This window comes from Xanthomonas sp. LMC-A-07, from assembly GCF_030208825.1.
In the GTDB taxonomy this organism is placed as follows: Bacteria; Pseudomonadota; Gammaproteobacteria; order Xanthomonadales; family Xanthomonadaceae; genus Xanthomonas; species Xanthomonas campestris.
Map to the genome: position 1 here is coordinate 210,809 of NZ_JARVTF010000009.1, position 24,946 is coordinate 235,754.

The window sequence follows — 24,946 nt, forward strand, 5'->3', positions numbered from 1 at the left end:
AGCGTGTTGGCACGTTCGCCAGTGCGCATTTGCCACCTCAGAACAGCAACGGCTAGCCTGAGCTCGCCGTTGCAACGACGCTGCGCGACGAGTCCCTCATTCCCTTCCCAACGCTGCCGGATCAGTCGGCATGACCATCCACTCGCTGACAACGACACGTTCGCCTGCGCTCACGCGTCAAACGCCAGAAACAACAACGGCGAGCCTGAGCTCGCCGTTGTGCTTGTTCCTCGTTGCAGCCCTTACGCGGCTTCGCGCGGCTGCTGTGCCTGCGGCTTGTCGTAGAAGCTGGCCGCGCGCAGTTCGTGCGGATCGAAATCGTCCACGGTGATCGTGTCCATCATGATCTCGCGCAGCTCTTCCAGCAGCTTGCGCTCGTCCAGGGTGAGCACGCCCTCGGCCACGGCTTCGTCCAGCTGCGCCGGGAAATCCAATGCCTCGATACCCTTGGTCTTGAGCGCCTTCAGGAACTTGCGTTCCACCGGCTCGGCCATCACCGCCTTGGTCAGGTAGCTGGCGATACGGCCGCCCGGATTGTTGGCGCACGGGGTGAGGAACACACCCTGTGCCAAGCGATCACGTGCTTCGTTAGGTGCCATCAGGATCGATGCCACACGATGGCCCAGGCGGTCGCCCGGTGCTTCGGCACGGCGGCCCAGCGGGAAGATCAGCACCCACATCAGCCAGCCCACCGGGCGGATCGGAAAGTTACGCAGTGCCGCCGACAGCGCGGTTTCGATCTTGTGCACGCTGTCGTGGAAGGCCCAGGCCAGCAGCGGCTGATCGGTCGCCGGTGCGCCTTCGTCGTGATACCGCTTGAGCATCGCGCTGGTCATGTAGATATGGCTCAGCACATCGCCCAGGCGCCCGGACAACGACTCCTTGAACTTCAATTTGCCGCCCAGCATCAGCATCGATACGTCGGCCATCAAGGCCAGGTTGGCCGAATAGCGATCCAGCTTGCGGAAGAAACGACGCGTGTACGCATCGCCGGGCGCCGCACCGATGCGCGCACCGGTCAGGCCGAACCAGAACGAGCGCACGGCGTTGGAGATACCGAAGCGGATATGGCCGAACAGGCTCTGGTCGAACTCTTCCAGGCCGCGACGCGTATCCGGATCCTGCGCCGCCTTCATTTCCTTCATCACCCACGGATGGCACAGGATCGCGCCCTGGCCAAAGATCAGCAGGCTGCGGGTCATGATGTTGGCGCCTTCCACGGTCACACCGATCGGTGCGGCCTGCCAGGCGCGGCCGGCGAAGTTGCGCGGCCCCAGGATGATGCCCTTGCCGCCGATCACATCCATCATGTCGCTGACCACTTCGCGGCCCATGGTGGTGCAGTGATACTTGGCGATTGCCGACGGCACCGACGGCACGTCCCCACGGTCAACCGCTGCGGCCGTGGCCTGCGCCAGTGCGCTGATCGCATACGCCTTGCCACCGATGCGGGCGAGTGCTTCTTCCACGCCCTCGAAACGGCCAACCGACAGGCCGAACTGCTTGCGGATGCGTGCGTACGCACCTGTCACCACTGCAGCGTACTTGCCACCGCCACTGGCGGTGGAGGGCAGGGTGATCGAGCGGCCCACGGCCAGGCACTCGTTGAGCATGTTCCAGCCCTTGCCGACCATTTCCACGCCACCGATCAACTGGCTCAGCGGAATGAACACTTCTTCGCCATGGATCGGGCCATTCTGGAATGGCGAATTCAACGGGAAGTGGCGGCGGCCGATCTCCACCCCGGGGGTGTCGCGCGGCAGCAGCGCCAGGGTGATGCCGATGTCCTTTTTGTCACCGATCAGGCCGTCCGGATCATAGGCGCGGAACGCCAGACCGATCAGCGACGCCACCGGCGCCAGGGTGATGTAGCGCTTGTCGAAAGTGAGCTTGACGCCGAGCACGTTGGCGCCATTCCACTCGCCCTTGCAGACGATGCCGTAATCCGGAATCGACGTGGCATCGGAACCTGCGAACGGGCCCGTCAGGCCGAAGCACGGCACTTCGGCGCCGATCGCCAGACGCGGCAGGTAGTAATCTTTCTGTTCCGGCGTGCCGTAATGCAGCAGCAGCTCACCCGGCCCGAGCGAGTTCGGCACACCGACGGTGGAACTGACCACGCTGGAGATCGACGACAGCTTCTGGATCACCTTATGGTGCGCCAGCGCACTGAAACCCAAGCCGCCGTATTGCTTCGGAATGATCATGCCGAAGAACTTGTGCTTCTTGATGTAGTCCCACAACTCCGGCGGCAGGTCAGCGTGGACATGGGTGATTTCCCAGTCGTTGACCATCTTGCACAGTTCTTCCACCGGGCCATCCAGGAACGCCTGCTCTTCGGCGGTCAACTGCGGCTTGGGATAGTTGAGCAGCTTCTGCCAGTCCGGATCACCGGTAAACAGCTCGCCCTCGAAGCCGACCGAGCCGGTTTCCAGCGCAATACGCTCGGTCTGCGAGAGCGGCGGCAGCACCTTGCGGAAGAACGCCATCAACGGCGTGGTCAGCAGTGGCTTGCGCAGGAACGGCAACAACACCGGCGCTGCAATCAGCACGACCAGCGCGGCTGCAACGATGGTGGCGGTGAGGTTGGCTCCCAACAGCCAGCACGCCACCAGCACGCAGGCGCTCAGCGCGACCCACGTGGCAAGGCGCATGCGGTGATAGGCAGCGATGCCCGCCGCCAGGATGACGAGGAGGAACGGTGCAACGATGCTCATGGTCTTGCTCCAGTGACATGCTCGGTAATGTTGGACGCGGTGCTGATGCCAACCGAGGGAAGTGCGTCCAGATAATGCAACACGGTGGCGGTAAACGTGGTGTTGTCGTCGCCGGCCAGCATGTGCGTGGCGTGCAGCAGTTGCACGTGCTGCGCATGCGGGGCGATCGACAGGAATTCAGTGATGGTTTGCGGCGTGACCAGATCGCTGCGTCCGCCGCTGATCAGCAGCATCGGGCACCGCACCTGTGCCGCAGCCTCCATCAGTGCCTGTTGCTGTGCCTGACTATCCTGGCCCGCCAGTTCGCTGACCAGGCGCGGATCCCAATGCCAATGCCATTGCCCGTCACTGCGCTGGCGCAGCAGCAACTGCAGTTGCGCCGCACTCTTGCGCGGGCGCTGCGGCAGATATGCGGCAATTGCATCGGCAGCCGCATCCAGCGATGCAAACCCCTGCGGATGCGCGGTCATGAAGCGCAGGATGCGCTCCACACCGGTGGTATCCCAGCGTGGCGTGATGTCCACCAGCACGATCGCGCGAAACAAGCCCGGCCAACGCGCTTCGGCCAGCAGGCCGAACAGCCCGCCCATCGACGCAGCTACCAGCACCGGTGGCTCGGGCAACTCACCCGCCAGCACGATCAGGTCATCGGTGAATTGCGCCGCCGAATAAGGCAGGGACGCAGGATTGGGACTGGAGTCGCCATGCCCGCGCGCATCGAATGACAGCGCCTGATAGCCGGCCTCCGCCAGTGCCGTGGCCGTCGCTTCCCAGGCATGACGTGTCTGCCCGAATCCATGCGCCAGTAACACGGTGGGCGCATTGCCAGCACCACGCCGCGAAACCGCCAGCGGCGCATCTCCCACGCTGATGCGAGCAAGGGATGCAGTCTCGGCGAGGCTAGAGGGATGGCTGACCATACCTAATGGTATGGATCCCGCCCGGGGGATGTCAATACTCCCTGGTATGGACGTTAAGCCGTTGAATTGCCGCGCTTTGCGTTATCGGCGGATGGTGCATACTGCAACCGACCCGAGCGTATGGTTAAATCGTCACAATGAACGACATCACCGAATCCAGCCCTGCCACTCCCCGCGCCAGTTCCGGTCGCGGCAACCGCCTCAGCGCCGACGATTGGGCGCAGGCTGCGCTGGATCTGATTGCAGAACAAGGCGTGGGCGCCGTTGCGGTCGAACCGCTGGCGCGCCGTCTGGGCGTCACCAAGGGCAGCTTCTACTGGCACTTCCCCTCGCGCGACGCACTCTTGCAGGCCGCACTCGAACGCTGGGAAATCTTCGAACAGAAAGAAGTGTTCGGCAGCCTGGAGGACGTGCCCGACCCAAGCGCTCGCCTGCGCGCGCTGTTCCAGCTGGTTGCGCACGAGGTCAAGCCGCATGTGATCTACAGCGAGCTGCTCAAGGCGCTGGATCACCCCGCAGTACGCCCGGTCATCGACCGTGTCTCGCAGCGCCGCCTCGACTACCTGATCGCCTCGTTCCGCCAGGCCGGCCTCAGCCGCACCGATGCTCAACACCGCGCCCGCCTGGCCTACGCCGCTTACGTCGGCTTTCTACAACTCTCGCTGCAACTGCAGCAACCCAAGCAGGCCCGCGAAGATTTCGAAGCCTACGTCGAGCATGTGATCCAGACGTTGATTCCGGGGTAATTCCCGTACACGTCAGGGATGGCTTAATGCTGCCTCGTGAGTAAAGAAAAACCGCGACTCTTTCGAGTCGCGGTTTTTTTATTACGCATTACAAACGCGGAGAGCTATCAGAACTTCTGGGTGTAGCGCATGTAGTAGAAACGACCCGGAATTTCGTACTGCGAGTCAAAGCTGTTTGCGAAGGCGGTAGCTGACTGCGGCGGATCACGGTCAAAAGCATTGTTCACGCCGACGGTAACGCGAGCATTCCAAGGCGCTTTCCAATACGCACTAATGTCGGTGTAGGTGACGCTTGGGACATGATTGCGCGGTGCAGCTCCCGCACTCGTGACGCGATCTGCATCAGAGCAAAGCAGGCCGATGTTGGCCGGATTTGCAAGGTTGGCGCCCGTGCAGTTTTCGACTTGCGAGCTGTAATAACGCATGGCTACAGAGCTGCCGACATCGCCCAATTCCCAGTTTGCCATCATGTTTGAACGCAGGCGCCAGTTGTTGTCACGCGCCGAACCACCACGATACAAGCCAACACGCTCTTCAGGAGCCTGCAGAGGCTTCTCAACAGTGAACTTCGTCAGGTAGGTCGAGTCCCAGACGAAGCTGAAGCTGCCCCATGCGGTTTCAGGCAGTCGATAGCCAAACGTAAAGTCAAAGCCTTCTGCTTCGATACTCGCGATATTGCGGGGAACCGCAAGCATATTAGAGATTTCACCGGTACTCTCGCGAGTGATCAGTGCGCAAGTTGACTGGATGCCAGCCACATAGCAGCTATCCAGCAGCTCTTGCGCGGTCTGGGTATCGATGGCATTTTCGATCTTGACCGTCCACCAATCGACTGCTATGTCCAGACCCGAGGCGAAGCTCGGGCTATACACAAAGCCAAGCGTCTTGGAGGTGGAGGTCTCTGGTCCGAGTTCTTCACTTCCGCCGACAGTTGTGCGGATCTGCGAATTGGCCTGGGCATAAGGAGTGACCCCAGCACAAGAGCCAGGAATTGCCCCGTTGACGCTACCGTCAGTGTAGGAGCCGGCGCATGGGTCGCGAACGTCTTCGAACGTGTCGCTCACGCCGGAGAACAGTTCGCTGATAGAGGGTGCACGAAATCCCTCGGACCAGTTGCCACGGATCATCAAATCCGTAATGGGCTTCCAGCGGAAGCCAAACTTGCTATTGGTCGTGTTTCCGAAGTTGCTGTACTTGGAGTAGCGCGTTGCCAAGCTGAAGTCAAGCAGCTGTGCTCCTGGCAAATCCGCCAGCAGGGGCACTGCCAGCTCCAGGTAAGCTTCGTCGAGATCGTAGCCGCCACTGGTCGCAGTGCGGGCATTACCGGTCGTGTCGCCAGAGTTGATAAGTGCATCCGGATCATCGAAACCGGACTCTTCGCGATGTTCGACACCTAGCGAGAAGGCAAACGCACCTCCCTGCATGTCGAAAAGTTCTCCGCCGATGCTGCCGTAGTAGCTCTTTTGCTCATAGCCATAAACGTCGTGCGCCTTGAAGCCTGCGTAATCGATCATTTCAGGCGTCATCGAGCCGGCACCACCCAGCAGATTCAGCGGGACGCAGCCATCGATCGTGGAGGCAGCCGTTCCGCAACGGGCTACACCAGTGGCATCAACAAACGACGGTCCCAGTGCACTCCGCAGGGCCGAGATGTTGAAAAAGCCCGTAGTGATATCGGTCTGGTCATTCTTGCCATAGAACATGCCAGCTTCCCAGTTAAAGAAGCGGCTGCCAACTTCGAAATCACCTTCGAAAGCACCGTTGAAACCATACGTCTTGACGTTCTGGGTGTAGATGCGACCGCCGGTCTCATTTGCGCGATACTGGATGTAGTCGATATCACGACCAAAGTTGTTATAGATGTTGTCTGCGTCAATAACGACGTTGGCACCATTCGTACCCGGGGCAGCGCGACCGAGCACAATGGGCATCGCTGCCAGAACCTGAGACGACTCGCGTTCGTTGTACGTGACGGTGGTCTTGAACCGCACGTTCTCTGTAATGCTCAGCCCTGCGTCAGCAAAAACAGACTTGCGTTCCTGTGGCGTGACCAAGTAATTGGTCGGAGCAAAGTTGTAGCTATCTGCTGCCGTGTACGGCCGAGTGGTGGTGCCACCATTGCCGGTTACAAAGTAGCCCGGCGTGCCATTAAGGCGCGTTGCTCCATTGGTTGTTGCACTTGTGGGCCCGAACACCGCAAAGCGGCCGCTAGGAGTGGTCGAGCTATTGCCCGTGCCAGGCACAGCGCCGAATACAGGAACAGCGGAAATCTCGCGATCACCTGCCCAAACCTGCTCCTCCTTCACATAGCCCACGCCCAAGGTGGCGTGCCAACGATCGCCGGCCGAACCAATGGTGAAGTCGTATGACTCGCGGCTGCCGTCGCCCTTGTCGTACTGGCCGTAATAGGCATTCGCCTCTGCCCCGTCGAAATTCTGGCGCAGGATGATATTGACCACACCGGCGATGGCGTCGGAGCCGTAAATCGTGGACGCGCCGTCCTTCAAGACCTCGATGCGCTCGACAGCAGCAGTCGGAATCGTATTGAGGTCGACCGCGCCACCCAGACCGGTGCCACCGACCCAACGGCGGCCATTGACCAGCACCAGGGTGCGGTTGGAACCAAGGTTGCGCAGGTTGACGCGAGTTTCGCCATTGCCACCATTGTTGACATTGGTGTTGAGGGCTGAACCATTGGTGGCAATGTTCTGGATCACGTCGCCGATCGAGGTCAAACCCTGCGATTCGATCTGCTGACGGCTCATGCTGAAGACCGGCTGCGACGTTTCAACGTCGGCGCGCTTGATGCGCGAGCCGGTGACTTCGATCTTGTCGAGGTTGGTGGTACCGGCTTCCTGAGCGATGGCGGTACCAGTACCGCTGGCGCCCACGACAAGCGCGAGGACAACTGCATCGCGCAGCTTGTTGGACTTGCAATTCATTAGCTCTCTCTCCAAGTGATCTTGGGTACTGCCAAGGGTTTGTTGGCCCGGCGGGGGATCCGAAGAAGCGGATCCAAAACGTCAGGGTGAACCGATGGTATATGCGTTGCGTCAGGAATTAAAGTCCCGTTAATGAAAAAGAAGAAAGACGTGAAATCGGGCGACGAACGGTCGGCCACAACGCAAAACGCCACCGGCTGGTGGCCGGTGGCGTTGCTAAATTCTTTTTTCTAATCAGAGGCTTACAGGTCTTGCTCGTACCTGACGTACGGGATGGTCCCGTCGCTGTTGCTCTCGTTGTTTGGGGCAAACGGGTTCTTGCCGCGGGAAATGACGTTCTCCGCGCCGACCGTGAGCTGGCCGCTCCAGGGGGTGCGCCAGGTCAGGCCAAGGCCCAGGCCTTCCCACTTTTCCGGCTGGCCGGGGACGTCGACCACGCGCCCGATGACATTGGCGCTGAAGGCGCCGTAGCCGCCGCCGACGCTGAGGGTCTTGCTGTCCCATTGGTCGGCAATGGCCGGCGAGACGTCGGCCAGTGGCACCAAGCGGGCTCGGGCGTAGGTGCCACCGATGGACACGAAGCCTTCGCGGCCGATGTTCTTCTGGCCGAAGACGGTGAGATCGTTCTGCTCCACACGGGTCAGTGGGGCCTTGCCGGCACCGATCAGCCAGGAGGGCAGGGTGTCGCGGCCGGTCCCCGCGGTTACGCCCGCGCGTGCGCCATTGCGGTTGAAGCCCAGCGTGGCGGACACGCGGCGCGAGGCGGCCGCGCTGTCTTCTTCGTCATCGCCGATACCTGCGAGCAGGCAATGGCTGGCAAGGCCGCTGATATTGGTGCCGCGGCTGCTGTTGCACAGCAGGCCGAGCGAATCGCCGGAGGTCAGGCCGAACGCGGCATCGAGCGAATTACGCCCGAAATGCCAGCGCGCGCCGGCCTTCTGCTCGCCGGTCGGTTCCAGGTAGAGGAAGGCTTCGACCTTGCCGCTGCCTTTGTTCCATACCGGCAAGATGGTGCTTTCACGGATCTGGGCTGCCGACTGCGCGTGCACGCCGCTGGCTGCCGCGAGGGCAACCAAGAGAGCGAGCGGAAGGCGCAGAAGATGTCGCATACCAGAGTTCAGACCCAGAGGCAGGTGTTAAGTTCCCGATAGCGGGCAGTGAGGATGCTAGGGTGTTTATGAATATTTAACAAGTCCTCGCTCTCCCCAGAACGTCGCTTGCCAGATGCTCTCTACTGCAACCGTTCCGGCGCATCCTGCGATGGCTGCGCCTCGCTGAAAAGTACGTCCAGCTCGGTCAACGGAAAGTGATACTCACGTCCGCAAAACTCGCACCGCACTTCGACTTCCCCAGTCGGCTCCGCTGCCGTGCGCGCTTCGTCTTCGCCCAGCGACTGCAGCATGGCGGCGACGCGCTCGCGTGAGCAGGAACAGCCGAAGCTTAGCGCCTTGTTGCCCACCAATTCGGGCGCTTCTTCATGGAATAGACGATGCAGCAGGTCTTCGCCGGCGACCGAAAGCAGTTCCGGGGCGCCCAGAGTGTCGAACAGAGCGCCGACGCGGGTCCAGCCGTCGGTGTCGCCTTCGTCGCCGGGCAGCTTTTGCAGCAGCAGGCCGGCAGCCTGGTCTGGCCCGGCGGCCAGCAGCAGGCGGGTGGGCAGCTGCTCGGACTGCAGAAAATAGGTTTCGAACGCTTCGGCCAGATCCGGCGCCTGCATGCCCACCAGGCTCTGGTAGCGCTGCGGTTCGCGCGGGTCCAAGCCGGGGTTCTCGATGGTGATGGCCAGCAGGGCGTCGTCGCCGAGCTCGCGCAGATCGGTGGGCGCATCGGCACCGTCGGCGATCTGGACGATGCCGCGCAAGGTGCCGGCGGCGGTGCATTCGGCAAACAGCGTGCGCAGGCGCTCATTGCCGCGCAGCTGCACCGACAGCCGGCCGTCCACCTTGGTGTGGCCGGTGAACAGCGCGGACGCGACTGCGGCTTCGCCAAGCAACTGGCGTGCAAATGGCGGGTAGTGGGCAGCGCCCTGGATGTCGCGCCAGGCCTGGGTCAGACGCACATGCACGCCACGCACGCCGGCGGCAGGCAACAGGAAACGGGAAAGCTGATCGTGATCGGTCATGGGAGCGTCGGACGTAAGGGACGCCAGTGCCGGATAATGCGGCAGGCATCGGGATGAAGGTCGTAGCGAACAATGGGGACGGACGGATTGGATGACAAGCAGGCCAGGCCACCGCGTCGGGCGCGGCGCTGGCTGCGCTGGGTGCTGGCGGCACCGTTGCTGTTCGCCGCAGCGAGCGTGCTGCAGGTGTTGGCGCTGCGCATCATCGACCCGCCCATCAGCACGGTGATGGTGGGCCGCTACCTGGAGGCCTGGGGCGAGGGTGAGGTGGGGTTCTCGCTGGACCATCAGTGGCGCGACCTCGACGAGATCGCGCCCAGCCTGCCGATTTCGGTGGTGGCCGCCGAAGACCAGCAGTTTCCATCTCACCATGGGTTCGATCTGCAGGCGATCGAGAAGGCACGCGACTACAACGCGCGCGGTGGCCGCGTGCGCGGCGCCAGCACCATCAGTCAGCAGGTCGCCAAGAACGTGTTCCTGTGGCAAGGCCGCAGTTGGGTGCGCAAGGGGCTGGAGGCCTGGTACACGCTGCTGATCGAGCTGTTCTGGCCAAAGCAACGCATCCTGGAGATGTATGTGAATGTGGCCGAATTCGGCGACGGAATTTACGGCGCGCAAGCGGCGGCGCGGCAATTCTGGGGCAAGGATGCGTCGCGGCTGACGCCGACCGAATCGGCGCGTCTTGCCGCGGTACTGCCATCGCCGCGCCGCTATGACGCGCGCCGCCCCGGCGCCTATGTGCAGCGCCGCACTGCGTGGATCCAGCGCCAGGCCCGCCAGTTGGGTGGCCCCGGCTATCTGCAGGCGCCATGAGCGCGCCCGCGATGCTGCCGACCGATCAGAACGCTCCGCTCACCGCGGAACGCCTGACCGTGGTGATTGCCGCCTTCAACGAAGCGACCAGCATCCCGTTACTGCATCCACGCCTGCAGGGTGTCCTCGCTGACATAAGCGGCGTGCAGACGCATGTGCTGTATGTCGACGATGGCAGCACCGACGACACCTGGCAGGTGCTGCAGGCGCTCACCGAGGCCGATGCGCAGGTCAGTGCAGTGCGGTTGTCGCGTAATTTCGGCAAGGAAGTGGCGATCTCGGCCGGGCTGGACCATGTGCAGCCGGGCGCAGTGGTGCTGCTGGACGCCGATGGCCAGGATCCGCCGGAACTCATTCCCGAGTTCGTCGCGTTGTGGCGCGCCGGGTACGACAACATCTTCGGCACGCGCGTGTTTCGCGAGGGCGAGAGCTGGTTGAAGCGTGCGGCCGCGCATGCGTTTTACCGGGTGATCCGGCAATTGTCGCGAACGCCGATTCCTGCCGACACCGGTGATTTCCGGCTGCTCTCGCCTCGAGTGGTGCAGGCGCTGCAGCAATTGCGCGAACGCCATCGTTTCATGAAAGGGCTGTTTGGCTGGGTGGGATTTCGCCAGGTGGCGCTCCCGTACCGGCGCGCGCCGCGCCTGTCGGGGCGCAGCAAGTTCACCGTGTGGCGGCTGTGGAATTTCGCGCTGGACGGCATCACCAGCTTCTCCACCGTGCCACTGCGCGCGGCCACCTACCTGGGCATGCTGACAGCGCTGGTGGCGTTCGTGTTTGGTGGCTGGGTGATCGTCAAGGCAGCGCTGATGGGCGACCCGGTGCCCGGCTGGCCGACCATGATGTCGATCATCCTGTTCCTGGGCGGCATCCAGCTGATTGCGCTGGGCATGATCGGCGAGTACCTGGGGCGCCTGTACGACGAGGCCAAGCAACGGCCGCTGTATCTGATCGACACGTATCGCGGCGCGGCGGGAGTATTCTCGGGCGACCAGTCCAATCGCGGAGCAGGCCATGCAAACGGTACGGCAGCTGTTGGGGATGAAGCAGGTTGAGGTGTTTTCCGTCGCGGCCGACGCCGCGGTGATCGAGGCCATCCGTCTGATGGCCGACAAGAGCATCGGTGCGGTGTTGGTAATGGAGGGCGAGCGCCTGGTCGGCATCGTGTCCGAGCGGGATTACGCGCGCAAGGTGGTGTTGCGGGACCGTTCCTCGTCCAGCACCAGCGTGGCCGAGATCATGAGCCACGCGGTGGTAACGGTGTCGCCCGCAGACTCGGTCGAGCACTGCATGCAGCTGATGACCGATGGGCGTTTCCGGCATCTACCGGTGGTGGATAACGGCCGGGTGCAGGGCGTGATTTCCATCGGCGATCTGGTCAAGGCGGTGATCGAAGCGCAGCAACAGGATATCGATCAGTTGCAGCGCTACATCGCCAGCTGAGGCGAGGCGTTACTGCGCGTACTTGCCGCCGCAGTCGCTGTCCTTGCCGGGCCCGGGTTCGAAGGTCGCCAGCAGGGCAGCGGGCGGGGCGATGCTGCCCAGTGCAACCGCGATGGCGCCACGCACGCCCAGCGCCTTGAAATCCGGGCGGAACGACGGGTCCTTGAAGGTCCCGCCGATCCGCAGCGGCGAGCGCAGGCTGAGGATGCTGCGATCCTTCGGGCGCGGGCGCAGCAGCAGATCCAGCTGCTCGTCCTTCAAGCTGATACTGCCTTCGCCGATGATGATGGTGTCGGTGCTGTCGAAGGCCAATGCGCGCGATTGCATCACGCCATCGCGCACACCGAAGTCGCCGAAGATGCAGCGCACCGGAATCTGCCGGTCGCGGGTGACCAGGTATTTCAGCGATTCGGCAATATCCAGGCCGGCCAGTTCCATGATCAGGTTGCCCACGTGACCGCGGCCCATGCCCACACCGATCGAGCCGTCGGCGGTACCGAGCATGGCGGCGATCGAATTGCCGCGTCCTTTCAGATCCAGATCGCCACCGATCGCGCCAGACGCCTGCTTGGCCAGGGTGGCATCGGGAAACAGCTTGTCCAGGCGGATACCGCGAATCGCGGCCTGCAGTTGGGTGGAAATCACCGCGCTGCGGGCGTCCATGCGGATGGTGGAGCGGATATCGCCGCCCGCCACGCCGAAATTGAGTGGATCCAGCTGCAGCAATCCATCCTTCAAGCGCAGCGATGCATCCATGTCGTCCAGCGGCCACGAGGGTGCATTGATGCGCTGCGCGCGCCAGCGCACCTGCGCATCCATCGCCCGCAATTTGGACAGGTCATAGGGCGTGTCGGGCAGTACGCGGGTGTCGGCGGCCAATTGCGCTGCCTGCTTCTTTTGCTCGGCGTTAGCCGATTCGTTGGCGCCGGTCTTGGGCGGTGCACCGACAAACCCGGCGAGGTCGTCGAAATCCAGGCGTTTGGAGGCCAGATCGGCGCGCAGGAAGGGGCGCTTGTTGCGCAGGTCCACTTCGGCGGTGCCTGAGAGATCGCTATCGCCGGCCTTGCCGGTGAAATTTTCGTAGCGCCAGATATCGCCGTTGCGGCGCAGGCGGCCATCCAGCGTGTACGGCGGGGTGGAGGGAATCGCCACGCCGGTTAGCGGATACAGGTCCTCCATGTCCTGGCCGCTCAATGCCATCTGCAAGTCGAACACCTGGAATTGAAACGGATTGGTCAGCGTGCCGCGCACGTGGGTACGGGTGGCCCCGGCACTGCCGCGCAGGTCGATCCGGAATGGGTGCTCGGTCTGGCTCAGCTCCAGCGGTGAGGCGGTATTGCCCTTGAGCGTGAAGGGATAGCCCTTCCAGCGGCCCTTGCCGTCGATGCCGATCGGTGCGGCGCGCTGATCGCTGCGCGGTGGTGCCAGGCTATTGATGGCGACGTCCACGTCAGACTTATTGGCCGCATCGATGTACTGCAGCCGTCCGTCCTGCACCAGCAAACGGCCCAGTCGCGGCAGGGTGCCATCGCCGCCGCTCGTCTCGAACACCCAGTTGCCGGGGTGGGTGTCGTCGCCGGCTTCTAGCACCACCTTGGCATGCTCCAGCCGGATCTCCGGCAGGCGCACCTTGCCGCGCAGCAATGGCCAGAATTCGACATCGATTTCGGCTGAGCGCATCTGCGCCATGGGGCCGCGTTTGGACCATGCGGCATTGCCTAAGCTCAGCTGCTCACCGCGCACGGTGACGATTCGGCCCAGATCCACATCCAGATGGCCCAGGTGGAATTCGCGCCCGGTCTTGGCACTGACTGCGCGCTCCACCGGGCCACGCAACCAGTTCCAGTCGAACACCAGCACCAGGATCACGATCAGCGCCAGCACGATGCCGGTGCCGATCAACCAGCGGCGTCGGCGTAGTGGACGGGAGGGGCGGGCGGCGATGGAAGCGGTCGGGGTAGTCACCCGACCCATGGTTGGCGAAGCCTCGTGCACGGCGCGCGAACGCGCCATCGGTCACACGATTTGCGCGGTCACCGCCACAAAGTGGCAAGCGCTGCCGGCGAGCACGAACAGATGCCAGATGGCGTGGAAATAGCGCTGCGTGTCGCGTTGGTAGAAGTAGGTGCCCAACGTATAGAAGAGCCCGCCGGCGAGCAGCCAGCAGAGAGACCAGGTGTCGACCGCCGCCAGCAGCGGCTTGATCGCCACGATGATCAGCCAGCCCATTGCCAGGTACAGGATGGTCGACAACAGCCGGAAGCGGCCGGTGAAAAACAGCTTGAAGATCACGCCCGCTGCGGCGATGGTCCAGATCGCGGCGAACAGGCTCCAGCCCCACGGCCCACGCAGGTTGATCAGCATAAACGGCGTATAGGTGCCTGCAATGAGCAGATAGATCGCGCAGTGATCGAGCACCTGCAGGCGGGCCTTGGCACCCACGTGCGGGATGGCATGGAACAGCGTGGATGCGACATACAGCAGGATCAGCGTGGCACTGAACACGATGGTGGTGGCCAGCTGCCAGCCATCGCCGTAGATCGCGGCCAGGGTGATCAGGACCGAGCCACCGGCCAGTGCGGCAATCGCGCCCAGGCCGTGGGTCACCGCACTGGCGATTTCATCGCGCAGGTCGGTGGAGGGGGGGGCATCTGCATTCATGCCCAAAAGGTACCGTAACCGCGCGCAAATCGCATCGCCAGCGGTGGCGCTGGCTTGTGGCGATTCAAGTGGCGGTCAATCGACCGCCGTGGCGTAGGCGTGTTCGCGCGTTGCGGAAAAGCGCACGTCCGGCGCGCGTTCCTGGGCCAGCTGCAGGTTGACCCGGGTGGGTGCGAGATACACCAGTTGCCCGGCCGCATCGATGCCCAGATTGCCGGCGTTCTTCTCGCGGAACTCTTCCAGCTTCTTGGGGTTGTCGCAGTGCACCCAGCGTGCGGTGGTGACGCTCACCGGTTCGAAGATCGCATCCACGCCGTACTCGTCCTTGAGCCGGTAGGCCACTACGTCGAACTGCAGTACACCCACCGCGCCGAGGATCAGGTCGTTGCTCATCAGCGGGCGGAAGAACTGCGTGGCGCCTTCTTCGGACAATTGTGCCAGGCCCTTCTGCAACTGCTTGAGCTTGAGCGGGTCGCGCAGGCGTGCGCGGCGGAACAATTCCGGCGCGAAGTTGGGAATGCCGGTGAACGACAGCGACTCGCCTTCGGTGAAGGTATCGCCGATGGAGATGGTGCCGTGGTTGTGGATGCCGATCACATCGCCCGGCCACGCTTCGGCGGCGATCTCGCGATCGGAGGCCATGAAGGTCAGCGCGTTGGCCAGCTTCACGTCCTTGCCGCTGCGCACGTGCAATGCCTTCATGCCGGCGGTGAACTTGCCCGAGCACACGCGCATGAACGCCACGCGGTCGCGGTGCTGCGGGTCCATGTTGGCCTGGATCTTGAACACGAAGCCGCTCAACTTGGGCTCGACCGCTTCGACCCGGCGGCCGGTGGTATCGCGTGCCTGCGGCGGCGGTGCGTGCTCGACGAAGAAATCCAGCAATGGCTGCACGCCGAAGTTATTGACGCCCGAGCCGAAGAACACCGGCGTCTGCTGCCCGGCGCGGTAGGCATCCAGGTCGAACGGATTGCTGGCGCCTTGCACCAGTTCCAGTTCCTCACGCAGTTCGTCCAGCATCTGGGTGCCGATCTTTTCGGCAAGGCCCGGCGCATCGAGCGAGGGAAAGATGGTGGAGTCCTGACGGGTGAAGTTGCGGCCCTGCTCGTACAGGTGCACTTCGCCGGTGATCAGATGCACCACGCCCTTCAGGCGCTGGCCCATGCCGATCGGCCAGGTGACCGGGGCACACTGGATGCCCAGCACGGTTTCCACTTCATCCAGCAGGTCGATCGGGTTCTTGCCTTCGCGATCGAGCTTGTTGATGAAAGTCATGATGGGGGTGTCGCGCAGGCGGCAGACTTCCATCAACTTGATGGTGCGTTCTTCCACGCCTTTGGCCACGTCGATCACCATCAGCGCCGAGTCCACCGCGGTCAGCACGCGATAGGTGTCCTCGCCGAAGTCGGCGTGGCCGGGGGTGTCGAGCAGGTTGACGATCTTGTCCTCGTACGGGAACTGCATCACCGAGGAGGTCACCGAGATGCCGCGCTCTTTTTCCAGCGCCATCCAGTCCGAGGTGGCGTGGCGGGCGGCCTTGCGTCCCTTCACCGAGCCGGCCATCTGGATCGCGCCGCCGAACAGCAGCAGCTTTTCGGTCAGCGTGGTCTTGCCGGCGTCGGGATGGGAAATGATGGCGAAGGTGCGGCGGCGCGCGGCTTCGTTGGAGACTTCGGACATGAGGGAGCGCGCCCGGTCGGACGCCTGCGGAAACTGAGGAAGCCGGTGATTATAGCGGCTTCGGTGCGTCGGCCTGCGGCAGGCCAGGGAGCCCGGCTGGCGCTGGCCGCACGCGTCAGGGCGCGGGCGAGGGGAAGTGCAGCTCGCCTTGTGGGCCGCTCATCCGGAATGGCAGCGAGATCAGCCGCAGGCCGACATTGCGTTGCACCGCGAAATGCAGGTGCGGCGCGGTGCTGAAGCCGGTGCTGCCGGCGCTGCCGAGCCGCTCGCCGCCGCGCACGCGCTGACCGGGGCGCACCAGCACGCCCGCCGGAGCCAGATGGGCGTAGATCGCCATGCTGCCGTCGGCATGCAGCAGGCGCACCAGGTTGCCGCCGCCGGCGTCCGGCCCATGCGGGCCGGCTTCGTCGGCGCCTTGCTGGATCTCCATGACCACGCCGTCGCGGGCGGCCAGCACCGGGGTACCGGCGGGCAGGGCGAAGTCGATGGCATACCAGTTGGGATCGTCACTATGGCTGTACTGACCGCCATAGCCCTGGTCCACCTGGATCGGCACGTCGCGGAACGGCAACTGGTAGCGCGCTTCCTGCAGTTGCGCCTGCGGGTCGCCGGGCACCACCTCCAGCCGCAGGCCGAGCCCGTCCAGCGTCCTGCGCTGGCTGACCGGGTACACGCGGGCCAGCAGGCGCCGTTCGCGCGCGCCCAGCGACTGCACCAACGGAAGCTGTGGCACGGCGCGATAGTCGGCGCTGGGCGGTGCGCTCAGGCGCACTTCGGCCGGGCCGTCCAGTGGATTGACGGCCCAGGCCAGATATACCGGCGCCTGCCATTCGAGCTGCAGGGCCAGGCCCGGCGCGGCGGCGGTTTCGGCGCGTTGCGACGCACTTGCAGGTGGCGTTGCGCCCACTGCCGCTGCGCCAGGCCAATGCCAGCGCTGTTGCGCGGCGACCGGTGCCGCGGGGATGCACAACAGCAGGATGACGGCGGAAACGGCGGCACGAAGCATGGGCGAGCGGCTGCAGTTGAGGTCGGGCGAGAGGGGCGCAAGTATGCGGTCCATCACGGCCAGGTGGTATCGGATGAAAATATATCTTTCCATCCGCATGAAGAGATTGACATCGCAAAAAGGCGGTGGCATCGTAGCCTCACCATCGAGACCGGCGGAGGGACAGGCCCTTTGATGCCGGGGCAGCCAGCGGAGCGCGCAAGCGCCCGCGTTTGGTGCCAAATCCTGCGGGGACCTCCGCGTCCGCCGAAAGATGGTTCGAATCGTGCCCTCCGCACGTCGAACGCGAGCTCCCGCGAAGCTCGATGGCCGATCCACCCCGGATATCGCCATGAGCCTCGTGACCACAGCATCGCCACTCACCACCGCCGACACCTATACGCCCGCCGCTGATAGCGACGCCCCGCCTGCCGTGCGCGGCGAGCTCGTCATCAATCTACCGATGCGCCACGCCGGCCAACGCGAGCTGCGCCTGCGCTACGAACTGGTTGGCGCGGAGCAGGCGCCGGTGGTGTTCGTGGCGGGCGGAATTTCAGCCCATCGCCATCTCGCTGCCAGCGCGGTGTTCCCCGAGAAAGGTTGGGTAGAGGGGCTGGTCGGTGCCGGCCGCGCGCTGGACCCGGCGTCGCGCCGACTATTGGCCTTCGATTTTCTTGGTGCAGACGGCAGCCTGGATGCGCCGATCGACACCGCCGACCAGGCCGATGCAATCGCCGCACTGCTGGATGTGCTGGGCATCGCGCGCCTGCACGGCTTTGTCGGTTATTCCTACGGCGCCCTGGTCGGCCTGCAATTCGCCAGCCGGCATGCCGCGCGGCTGCACACGCTGGTTGCGGTGAGTGGTGCCCATCGGGCTCATCCGTATGCCGCCGCATGGCGTGCCCTGCAGCGGCGCGCGGTGGCGCTTGGCCAGTTGCAATGCGCCGAGCACCACGGGCTCGCCCTGGCACGCCAGTTCGCGATGCTGAGCTACCGCACCCCGGAAGAATTCAGCGAGCGCTTCGATGCGCCGCCGGAAGTGATCAATGGCCGCGTGCGCGTGGCCGCCGAAGACTATCTGGATGCGGCCGGCGCCCAATACGTGGCGCGCACGCCGGTGAACGCCTATCTACGCCTGTCCGAGTCCATCGACCTGCACCGCATCGACCCGGCCGCGGTCGCCGTGCCCACGGTGGTGGTCGCGGTGGAAGGCGACCGCCTGGTGCCGCTGGCCGATCTGGTCAGCCTGGTCGAAGGGCTGGGCCCGCGCGGCAGTTTGCGCGTGCTGCGCTCGCCCTACGGCCACGACGCCTTCCTCAAAGAAATCGATCGCATCGACGCGATCCTCACCACTGCCCTTCGCACGACCGGAGAAACCGCATGAGCTTTCGTGACCCTGCCGACGCGCCCTGTAGCGCTGCCACCGCCGCCGTCCGTGCCGGAATCGACCGGGACACCGCCTACGGCGCGGTGACGCCGCCGATCGTGCTGTCGTCGAACTTCTCCTTCGACGGCTTCGGCAACAAGCGCCAATACGACTACACCCGCAGCGGCAACCCCACTCGCGACCTGCTCGGCGAAGCCCTGGCCGAACTGGAAGGCGGCGCCGGCGGAGTGATCACCTCCACCGGCATGGGCGCGATCAACCTGGTGCTCAACGCCTTGCTGCAGCCCGGCGACACCCTGGTGGTGCCGCACGATGCCTACGGCGGCAGCTGGCGGTTGTTCAACGCGCTGGCCAAGAAGGGCCATTTCGCCCTGATCACCGCCGACCTCACCGACCCGCGCTCGCTGGCCGATGCACTGGCGCAGTCGCCCAAGCTGGTGCTGATCGAAACCCCGTCCAACCCGTTGCTGCGCATCACTGATCTGCGCTTTGTCATCGAGGCCGCGCACAAGGTGGGCGCGCTGACCGTGGTGGACAACACGTTCCTGTCGCCGGCGCTGCAAAAGCCGCTGGAATTTGGCGCCGATGTGGTGCTGCATTCCACCACCAAGTACGTCAACGGCCACAGCGATGTGGTGGGCGGCGCAGTGATCGCGCGCGATGCGGAGCTGCACCAGCAGTTGGTGTGGTGGGCCAACGCCCTGGGCCTGACCGGTTCGCCGTTCGATGCGTTTTTGACCTTGCGCGGGCTGCGCACGCTGGATGCCCGCCTGCGCGTGCACCAAGAAAACGCCGATGCGATCGCGGTGCTGCTGGACGAACACGCGGCAGTGAACCAGGTGTATTTCCCCGGGCTGGCATCGCATCCTGGCCATGCGCTGGCGGCACGCCAGCAGAAGGGCTTCGGCGCGATGATCAGCTTCGAGCTCAATGGCGGTGAGGCGGCGGTGCGTGCGTTCGTCGACGGGCTGCGTTATTTCACCCTGGCCGAATCGCTGGGTGGCGTGGAGAGCCTGATCGCGCATCCGGCTTCGATGACGCACGCGGCGATGACCGCCGAAGCGCGCGCTGCGGCCGGTATTTCCGATGGCTTGTTGCGGCTGTCGGTGGGCATTGAATCTGCCGAGGATCTGCTGGTCGACCTGCGTGCCGGCCTGGCACGTGCGGAAGCCGCGTTGAGCGCGGTCGCGCGCAAACAGGTCGACGCGTGAGCGCCGTGCTGCCTGTCTCGCGCCGTGCGCCGGTGGCTGCCGTGACGCCCACACCGCGGCTCGCACTGTTGGGCACCGGCACGGTGGGGCGTGCCTTCGTGACGCGCTATACCGCCTTGCAGCAGCGTCAGTTGCGCCTGCCGCGCTTTGACTGGCTGGCCAACTCGCGGATTGCGCACGATTGTGGTGCCGGCGCGGAGCAGGCACTGCAGCTGGCCAATGCGGCGCCGCGTGGCCGTGCGGTGCTGCAGCCGTGGGCAGAAACCACTGCGCTGCGCGCCGGCGATGTGCTGGTGGATGCCACCGCCAGCGACGTGGTGGCGGATTGGCACGTGGAATGGCTGACCCGCGGCGTGCATGTAGTGACCGCCAACAAGCTGGGCCAGGGCACAGCACTGTCGCGTGCGCAGGACCTGTATGCCGCGCGTCACGCCAGCGGCGCGTATTACGGCGACAGTGCCACCGTGGGTGCTGGGCTGCCCTTGCTCAGCAGCGTGCGTGCACTGGTGGCCGGCGGCGACCAGATTCATTCGATCGAAGGGGTGTTGTCGGGGTCGTTGGCGTGGCTGTTTCATCGCTACGATGGCAGTACGCCGTTCTCGGCGTGCGTCCGCGAAGCGATGGCGGCCGGGTACACCGAGCCCGATCCGCGTATCGATCTCTCCGGTGAGGACGTGCGGCGCAAGTTGTTGATCCTGGCGCGTGCGGCCGGGCAACCGCTGGAAGCCGAGCAGGTGCATGTGGAATCGCTGGTACCTGCCGCGCTGACGTCTGTGGCGCCGGAGGCGGTGGACGCGCACCTGGAAACACTGGATTCGCTGGTGCAGACGCGTTGGCAGCAGGCCTGCGCCGCCGGCCGCTGCTTGCGGTTCGTGGGCCGCGTGGACGAGCATGGCGCAAGCGTGGGCTTGCGCGAATTGGCCCTGGACCACCCGCTGGCGGGCGGCGCGGGCACCGACAACCGTGTCGCCATCAGCAGCGATCGCTACCGCGACCAGCCGCTGTTGATTCAAGGGCCGGGCGCCGGTGCCGAAGTGACCGCGGCGGCGTTGCTGGACGATGTGCTGCGGATCGTTGCTGGCTGAGGTTGCGGTGCTTCGTACCCGACGCATTGTTGTTGCTGTCGCGTGCGAAGGATGCTGCGGTTTGGCCCGTGCGGTGTCGCCGCTGCGCTATCGGCTCCTGCGGTGCGTGCAAGCTGGGGCAGCGCGTGGGTGACCGCAGGCAGCCCCCGTGGAATGCTTCTGACAGAATTGGATTTGCGCGTTAAACCACGTGTCCCCAACATGTGTTCCCAATCGGCGTTGGGCGCGTGGTGATCGCGCACGCGCCTGGAGCTGGCAGGCGGCGCGCATGCCAGAACCTGCGCGCCGCAACTGGCTAGCGGGAAATCGCCTTCAATAACTCGGCATTGAAGCGCACCGGATCCTGCACCTGTGGCGAATGTCCGAGTTCGGCGAATTCGACCAGCGTGGCATCCGGAATGGCCTCGGCGGCGCGTTTGCCCAGCTTGGTGTAGTCGCCGACGCGCGCCTTCACCTCTGGCGGTGCGGTGTCCTTGCCGATGGCAGTGCGGTCCTTGAGCCCGATGAACAGCGTGGTTGGCACGGCGAGCTTGGGCAGCTCGTAAACCACCGGCTGATTGAACACCATGTCGTAGGTCAGCGCCTGATTCCAGGCCACGGCCTGTTTGCCGTTGCCCAGCGACATACCGGCCTGCATGCGCGCCCAGCGCTCGAATTCCGGCTTCCATTGGCCAGCGTAGTACACGTCCATCTGGTACTTCTTGATGCGCTCGAAGCTGATCTTCAGCTCGTTGTCGTACCAAACATCCACGCTGCGCCACGGAATGCCTTCGGCCTTCCAGTCTTCCAGCCCGATCGGGTCGACCAGCGCGAGGTGCTCGGTCGCTTGCGGGTACATCAGTGCATAGCGGATCGCGAGCATGCCGCCCATCGAGTGCCCAACCACCACGGCGCGCTGGAGACCGAGCTTCTGCAGCAGGGCATGCGTGTTGTCGGCGAGCTGTGCGAACGAGAACTGATAGGCGGCCGGTTTGCTGGATTTGCAAAAGCCCACCTGGTCCGGCGCGATCACGCGGTAGCCGGCCTTGCTCAGTGCGGCGATGGTTTGCTCCCAGGTGGCGGCGCAGAAATTCTTGCCGTGCAGCAGCACGGCGGTGCGCCCGTTGGCTTTGCCCGTTGGCGCAACATCCAGGTACGCCATCTCCAGCGCCTGCTGTTGCGACGTGAACGCGTAGGTTTTCACTGGATATGGGTAATCGAAGCCTTCCAGGCGAGGGCCGTAACTGGCCTCCTGGGCCATCAGCGGGCCGCAGGCCAGCGCCAAAGCGAGAGAGCAGGCAAGGTGTCGCATCGCGATCTCCAGGTGAGCAATCCCGCAAGGCTACACAGCGCGCTGTGGTGAGCGCGTACAACACGTGGCGGCCGCTACTGAGCGCCACTCAACACTTGCGCTGCACGAGGGGGGCGCGCCTGTGCTTGGATCGAACTGTCGAGCAACGGTGTGGTTGGCAGCTAGCGTCGCGCTGGCCATGAGCCTTGACGCGCGCTTGTCAGAACAGGCGCGTGGAGAAGGAAAAGAAGCATCGCAGACGCGTGCGAGGGCAACACGGTGCCACGCGCACCACGCGGGCGATTGCGATCAACGTATCCATGGCGCGCCGCAGTGCCGTACGGCCGCTGCTTGGAACAAGCGCAGCGTCCGCGCGCAGTAATGTCATGTGGTCCAACCGGTCACCGCTTGCGTCCAGCAAATGATGGCCGGTCTTGTGTCACGCACGCACTAAGAGCAGCTATCAAAACGACTGCGCGGCCGCCAGGCGGGCGCGGCCGGTGCTCGGAATACTCTGTACCCGCGTACATTCCGGTTCCTCCGCGCCGTCCGCACCCACCTGACGACTGCTCGCTACGTTTTTTTAGCCGCTCTACGCCACGCACTGGCTCAGCATTCGATGACATTCACCGCCAGCCCGCCACGGCTGGTTTCCTTGTATTTGTCCTGCATGTCACGGCCGGTGTCGCGCATGGTCTTGATGACCTTGTCCAGTGACACCTTGTGCTTGCCGTCGCCACGCATGGCCATGCGGCTGGCGTTGATGGCTTTCACTGCACCCATGGCGTTGCGTTCGATGCAGGGGATCTGCACCAGCCCGCCGATCGGGTCGCAGGTCAGACCGAGGTTGTGCTCCATGCCGATTTCCGCCGCATTCTCGATCTGCCCGGGGTTGCCGCCGAGCGCGGCGACCAGACCGCCGGCGGCCATCGAGCAGGCCACACCCACTTCGCCTTGGCAGCCCACTTCGGCGCCGGAAATCGAGGCGTTTTCCTTGTACAGGATGCCGATTGCCGCTGCGGTGAGCAGGAAGTCGAAAATGCGTTGTTCCGAAGCGCCCGGGCAAAAACGATCGAAGTAATGCAGCACCGAGGGAATGATGCCGGCTGCACCGTTGGTGGGCGCAGTGACCACGCGGCCGCCTGCGGCATTTTCTTCGTTGACCGCGAGTGCGTAGAGGTTGACCCAGTCTAGCGTGGTCAACGGGTCGCGCATCGCCGCTTCGGGTTTGGAGGAGAGCTCGCGGTACAGCGCGGGCGCACGGCGCGAGACGTTCAGGCCGCCGGGCAGGGTGCCTTCTTCGCGAATGCCGCGTGCCACGCACGACTGCATGGCATTCCACAGCTCCCGCAGGCCGGCGCGGATCTCGTCTTCGCTACGCCAGCTCTTTTCGTTCTCGAACATCAGTTGCGCAATGCTCAGGCCGCTGCGCGCGCACTGTGCCAGCAACTCATCGCCGCTGAGGAACGGGTAGGGCAACGGAGTCTCGTCGGCCACGATGCGGTCGTCGGCGGCGTCGTCCTGGTTGACCACGAAACCGCCACCCACCGAGTAGTAATCGCGCGTGGCGATCACCGCTTCGGTTGCATCGTAGGCGGTGAAGCGCATGCCGTTGGTGTGGTACGGCAGCTTCTGCCGCTTGTTCATCGGCAGGTCGCGCTTTTCGTCGAAGCTGATTGCGTGCTGGCCCATCAGGTTGATGCGCTTGCTGCTGCGGATGCGCTCAAGCGTGGCGGGGATGACATCCGGGTCGATCAGGTTCGGGCGATGCCCTTCCAGCCCGAGCAGCACGGCCTTGTCGGTGCCATGGCCGCGCCCGGTCAATGCCAGCGAGCCGAAGACTTCGGCGCGCAGACGTGTCACCTCCTGCAAGCGGCCGGTATCGAGCAACCAGCGGTGGACGAAGCGCTCGGCGGCGCGCATCGGCCCCACGGTATGCGAGGAACTCGGACCGATACCGATCTTGAACAGGTCGAACGTACTGACAGCCATGCGTGCCGGAGAGGTGAGCAAGAAGCCCGCTATTCTAAGCGCTTGGCGATTGCAGCACGGCTGCAGCGCAGCATGAGACCCCCCGCATGGCCCTGACCCTTTACCAGCGCGACGACTGCCACCTCTGCGACCAGGCCGTGGAAGTGCTGGCCCAGGCGCGCGCAGGCGCGTTCTTCAGCGTGTTCATCGACGACGATGCGGCGCTAGAGTCCGCTTACGGTCTGCGTGTGCCGGTGTTACGCGACCCGGCGGGGCGTGAGCTGGACTGGCCATTCGATGCGCCACGTCTGCGCGCCTGGCTGGACGCTGCACCCCATGCATGAGACATAAAAAAACGGCGGACCCGACGAGGTAGTCCGCCGTTCAGTGGCCGCGTCCTGGTGCGGCCGGTGGCGCATCACTTCGCCTTGAACACCACCTTGGTGCTGATTGCCGTTTCGTTTGGAATGGTCTTGGTATCGGTCCAGTCGCCGCCGCCCACGCCGAAGTCCAGGCGCTTGACGGTGGCCTTGCCGGCGAGCACCGGCTGCGCGCCGGGCGTCCAGGTGAAGGTCAGCGTGACCGGCTTGCTGACACCGCGCAGCTCCAGGGTGCCGTCGGCGGCGTACTGGTTGCCGCCCAGCGCGCGGAATTTCTCGGCGTGGTAGCGCGCGGTGGCGAACTTGGCCACGTTGAAGAAGTCCGGCCCCTGCAGGGTGGAATCGCGGTCGCCGTTGCCGCTCTTGGCACCGGCCAGCGGGATGCGCACATCGAGCTTGGCGCCGGCCAGGTTGGCGGGATCGAAGCTCAGCGTGGTGTCGAAGCCCGGGAAGGTGCCGGTGAACACTTCGCCGTCGTACTTACTGGCGAACACCAGCGAAGAGCCGGGCGCCTGGACATAGTCGGCGGCCAGCACCGGGGCGGCGGCGAAGGTGGCGACCAGTGCGGACGCAACCAGCAGGGGGGAGGCAAACAGCCTGGAAGACATGCGAC

The 24,946-nt window shown here is 64.4% G+C and carries 20 protein-coding genes, 1 other RNA gene and 1 riboswitch; of the genes, 9 read left to right on the plus strand and 12 right to left on the minus strand.

Annotated features, from left to right (window positions below):
- Positions 1-242: 242 nt before the first annotated feature.
- On the minus strand, positions 243-2,717 hold the full coding sequence (locus tag QRM89_RS11305) for an acyl-CoA dehydrogenase (RefSeq protein ID WP_223646154.1): 2,475 nt from the start codon (positions 2,715-2,717) through the stop codon (positions 243-245).
- Positions 2,714-3,637, minus strand: coding sequence for an alpha/beta hydrolase (locus QRM89_RS11310; protein ID WP_285448052.1), 924 nt, complete (start codon positions 3,635-3,637; stop codon positions 2,714-2,716). The genes QRM89_RS11305 and QRM89_RS11310 overlap by 4 nt, the downstream gene beginning before the upstream one ends.
- 137 nt (positions 3,638-3,774) lie before the next feature.
- Here QRM89_RS11310 and QRM89_RS11315 point away from each other — a divergent pair, with 137 nt between their 5' ends.
- Positions 3,775-4,383, plus strand: a complete 609-nt coding sequence (locus tag QRM89_RS11315) for a TetR/AcrR family transcriptional regulator (RefSeq protein ID WP_011037993.1) — start codon at positions 3,775-3,777, stop codon at positions 4,381-4,383.
- A 107-nt stretch (positions 4,384-4,490) separates the two neighbouring features.
- On the opposite strand, the gene QRM89_RS11320 is transcribed toward QRM89_RS11315, so the two are convergent.
- The 3 genes from QRM89_RS11320 to QRM89_RS11330 form a co-directional block, all read right to left on the minus strand.
- Positions 4,491-7,325 carry a TonB-dependent receptor gene (locus tag QRM89_RS11320; RefSeq protein WP_285448053.1) on the minus strand — a complete coding sequence of 945 codons (2,835 nt, stop codon included), beginning with the start codon at positions 7,323-7,325 and terminating at the stop codon, positions 4,491-4,493.
- A 242-nt stretch (positions 7,326-7,567) separates the two neighbouring features.
- Positions 7,568-8,401 (minus strand): hypothetical protein, encoded by an 834-nt coding sequence (locus QRM89_RS11325; protein ID WP_016944143.1) that lies wholly within the window; start codon positions 8,399-8,401, stop codon positions 7,568-7,570.
- 155 nt (positions 8,402-8,556) lie between these two features.
- The gene (locus tag QRM89_RS11330) at positions 8,557-9,447 is read right to left on the minus strand and encodes an Hsp33 family molecular chaperone HslO (protein WP_285448054.1); all 891 of its coding nucleotides are present in this window, start codon (positions 9,445-9,447) and stop codon (positions 8,557-8,559) included.
- Positions 9,448-9,519: 72 nt separating this feature from the next.
- On the opposite strand from QRM89_RS11330, the gene mtgA reads away from it, so the two are divergent.
- From mtgA to QRM89_RS11345, 3 genes are read left to right on the plus strand one after another with little or no spacing between them, the layout of a single operon-like run.
- Complete coding sequence (gene mtgA, locus QRM89_RS11335) at positions 9,520-10,260, plus strand: monofunctional biosynthetic peptidoglycan transglycosylase (RefSeq protein ID WP_285448055.1); 741 nt, start codon at positions 9,520-9,522, stop codon at positions 10,258-10,260.
- Positions 10,261-10,271: 11 nt separating this feature from the next.
- A complete protein-coding gene (locus tag QRM89_RS11340; protein WP_285448064.1) occupies positions 10,272-11,315 on the plus strand; it encodes a glycosyltransferase family 2 protein in 1,044 nt (347 codons plus the stop codon).
- A complete protein-coding gene (locus QRM89_RS11345; RefSeq protein WP_070694333.1) occupies positions 11,275-11,703 on the plus strand; it encodes a CBS domain-containing protein in 429 nt (142 codons plus the stop codon). Before QRM89_RS11340 ends, QRM89_RS11345 begins: the two co-directional genes overlap by 41 nt.
- Before the next feature lie 9 nt (positions 11,704-11,712).
- Here QRM89_RS11345 and QRM89_RS11350 read toward each other — a convergent pair whose 3' ends face one another.
- From QRM89_RS11350 to QRM89_RS11365, 4 genes are all read right to left on the minus strand, one after another.
- Positions 11,713-13,677, minus strand: coding sequence for an AsmA family protein (locus tag QRM89_RS11350; protein ID WP_285448056.1), 1,965 nt, complete (start codon positions 13,675-13,677; stop codon positions 11,713-11,715).
- A gap of 42 nt (positions 13,678-13,719) precedes the next feature.
- Positions 13,720-14,364, minus strand: a complete 645-nt coding sequence (locus QRM89_RS11355; RefSeq protein ID WP_011037985.1) for a hemolysin III family protein — start codon at positions 14,362-14,364, stop codon at positions 13,720-13,722.
- A 75-nt stretch (positions 14,365-14,439) separates the two neighbouring features.
- A complete protein-coding gene (locus QRM89_RS11360) occupies positions 14,440-16,044 on the minus strand; it encodes a peptide chain release factor 3 (RefSeq protein ID WP_011037984.1) in 1,605 nt (534 codons plus the stop codon).
- A 115-nt stretch (positions 16,045-16,159) separates the two neighbouring features.
- The gene (locus QRM89_RS11365) at positions 16,160-17,050 is read right to left on the minus strand and encodes a M23 family metallopeptidase (protein ID WP_285448057.1); all 891 of its coding nucleotides are present in this window, start codon (positions 17,048-17,050) and stop codon (positions 16,160-16,162) included.
- Positions 17,051-17,189: 139 nt separating this feature from the next.
- Positions 17,190-17,310, plus strand: a riboswitch (SAM riboswitch).
- A 71-nt stretch (positions 17,311-17,381) separates the two neighbouring features.
- Here QRM89_RS11365 and QRM89_RS11370 point away from each other — a divergent pair.
- Genes QRM89_RS11370 through QRM89_RS11380 form a run of 3 tightly spaced genes read left to right on the plus strand, consistent with a single transcriptional unit; the run spans position 17,382 to position 20,712 of the window.
- Positions 17,382-18,413, plus strand: coding sequence for a homoserine O-succinyltransferase (locus QRM89_RS11370; protein WP_115556504.1), 1,032 nt, complete (start codon positions 17,382-17,384; stop codon positions 18,411-18,413).
- Positions 18,410-19,627, plus strand: coding sequence for an O-succinylhomoserine (thiol)-lyase (locus QRM89_RS11375; RefSeq protein ID WP_042594689.1), 1,218 nt, complete (start codon positions 18,410-18,412; stop codon positions 19,625-19,627). Before QRM89_RS11370 ends, QRM89_RS11375 begins: the two co-directional genes overlap by 4 nt.
- Positions 19,624-20,712 (plus strand): homoserine dehydrogenase, encoded by a 1,089-nt coding sequence (locus QRM89_RS11380; protein ID WP_042594688.1) that lies wholly within the window; start codon positions 19,624-19,626, stop codon positions 20,710-20,712. The genes QRM89_RS11375 and QRM89_RS11380 overlap by 4 nt, the downstream gene beginning before the upstream one ends.
- A 295-nt stretch (positions 20,713-21,007) precedes the next feature.
- On the opposite strand, the gene QRM89_RS11385 is transcribed toward QRM89_RS11380, so the two are convergent.
- A complete protein-coding gene (locus tag QRM89_RS11385) occupies positions 21,008-22,003 on the minus strand; it encodes an alpha/beta hydrolase (RefSeq protein ID WP_285448058.1) in 996 nt (331 codons plus the stop codon).
- 493 nt (positions 22,004-22,496) lie between these two features.
- Between QRM89_RS11385 and QRM89_RS11390 the strand changes: the two genes are divergently transcribed.
- Positions 22,497-22,571: non-coding RNA, sX9 sRNA (locus tag QRM89_RS11390), on the plus strand.
- Between the two features lie 20 nt (positions 22,572-22,591).
- Here QRM89_RS11390 and QRM89_RS11395 read toward each other — a convergent pair.
- Positions 22,592-23,974 (minus strand): L-serine ammonia-lyase, encoded by a 1,383-nt coding sequence (locus QRM89_RS11395; RefSeq protein WP_040940899.1) that lies wholly within the window; start codon positions 23,972-23,974, stop codon positions 22,592-22,594.
- Positions 23,975-24,060: 86 nt separating this feature from the next.
- Between QRM89_RS11395 and QRM89_RS11400 the strand changes: the two genes are divergently transcribed.
- Complete coding sequence (locus QRM89_RS11400) at positions 24,061-24,297, plus strand: glutaredoxin family protein (RefSeq protein ID WP_070690235.1); 237 nt, start codon at positions 24,061-24,063, stop codon at positions 24,295-24,297.
- Between the two features lie 74 nt (positions 24,298-24,371).
- Here the strand turns inward: QRM89_RS11400 and QRM89_RS11405 are convergent, their stop codons facing one another.
- Positions 24,372-24,941: a YceI family protein gene (locus QRM89_RS11405; RefSeq protein ID WP_011037976.1), complete on the minus strand. Its 570-nt coding sequence runs from the start codon at positions 24,939-24,941 to the stop codon at positions 24,372-24,374.
- Positions 24,942-24,946 lie beyond the last annotated feature (5 nt).

What these genes read in the sequence shown, in the direction of transcription:
- QRM89_RS11350 (WP_285448056.1), bottom strand. Translation starts at nt 13,677, where the DNA reads ATGGGTCGGGTGACTACCCCGACCGCTTCCATCGCCGCCCGCCCCTCC.
- QRM89_RS11405 (WP_011037976.1), bottom strand. Translation starts at nt 24,941, where the DNA reads ATGTCTTCCAGGCTGTTTGCCTCCCCCCTGCTGGTTGCGTCCGCACTG.
- QRM89_RS11330 (WP_285448054.1), bottom strand. Translation starts at nt 9,447, where the DNA reads ATGACCGATCACGATCAGCTTTCCCGTTTCCTGTTGCCTGCCGCCGGC.
- QRM89_RS11385 (WP_285448058.1), bottom strand. Translation starts at nt 22,003, where the DNA reads ATGCGACACCTTGCCTGCTCTCTCGCTTTGGCGCTGGCCTGCGGCCCG.
- QRM89_RS11320 (WP_285448053.1), bottom strand. Translation starts at nt 7,325, where the DNA reads ATGAATTGCAAGTCCAACAAGCTGCGCGATGCAGTTGTCCTCGCGCTT.
- QRM89_RS11370 (WP_115556504.1), top strand. Translation starts at nt 17,382, where the DNA reads ATGAGCCTCGTGACCACAGCATCGCCACTCACCACCGCCGACACCTAT.
- QRM89_RS11400 (WP_070690235.1), top strand. Translation starts at nt 24,061, where the DNA reads ATGGCCCTGACCCTTTACCAGCGCGACGACTGCCACCTCTGCGACCAG.
- QRM89_RS11365 (WP_285448057.1), bottom strand. Translation starts at nt 17,050, where the DNA reads ATGCTTCGTGCCGCCGTTTCCGCCGTCATCCTGCTGTTGTGCATCCCC.
- QRM89_RS11305 (WP_223646154.1), bottom strand. Translation starts at nt 2,717, where the DNA reads ATGAGCATCGTTGCACCGTTCCTCCTCGTCATCCTGGCGGCGGGCATC.
- QRM89_RS11340 (WP_285448064.1), top strand. Translation starts at nt 10,272, where the DNA reads ATGCTGCCGACCGATCAGAACGCTCCGCTCACCGCGGAACGCCTGACC.
- QRM89_RS11315 (WP_011037993.1), top strand. Translation starts at nt 3,775, where the DNA reads ATGAACGACATCACCGAATCCAGCCCTGCCACTCCCCGCGCCAGTTCC.
- QRM89_RS11310 (WP_285448052.1), bottom strand. Translation starts at nt 3,637, where the DNA reads ATGGTCAGCCATCCCTCTAGCCTCGCCGAGACTGCATCCCTTGCTCGC.
- QRM89_RS11345 (WP_070694333.1), top strand. Translation starts at nt 11,275, where the DNA reads ATGCAAACGGTACGGCAGCTGTTGGGGATGAAGCAGGTTGAGGTGTTT.
- QRM89_RS11375 (WP_042594689.1), top strand. Translation starts at nt 18,410, where the DNA reads ATGAGCTTTCGTGACCCTGCCGACGCGCCCTGTAGCGCTGCCACCGCC.
- QRM89_RS11360 (WP_011037984.1), bottom strand. Translation starts at nt 16,044, where the DNA reads ATGTCCGAAGTCTCCAACGAAGCCGCGCGCCGCCGCACCTTCGCCATC.
- QRM89_RS11355 (WP_011037985.1), bottom strand. Translation starts at nt 14,364, where the DNA reads ATGAATGCAGATGCCCCCCCCTCCACCGACCTGCGCGATGAAATCGCC.
- mtgA (WP_285448055.1), top strand. Translation starts at nt 9,520, where the DNA reads ATGGGGACGGACGGATTGGATGACAAGCAGGCCAGGCCACCGCGTCGG.
- QRM89_RS11395 (WP_040940899.1), bottom strand. Translation starts at nt 23,974, where the DNA reads ATGGCTGTCAGTACGTTCGACCTGTTCAAGATCGGTATCGGTCCGAGT.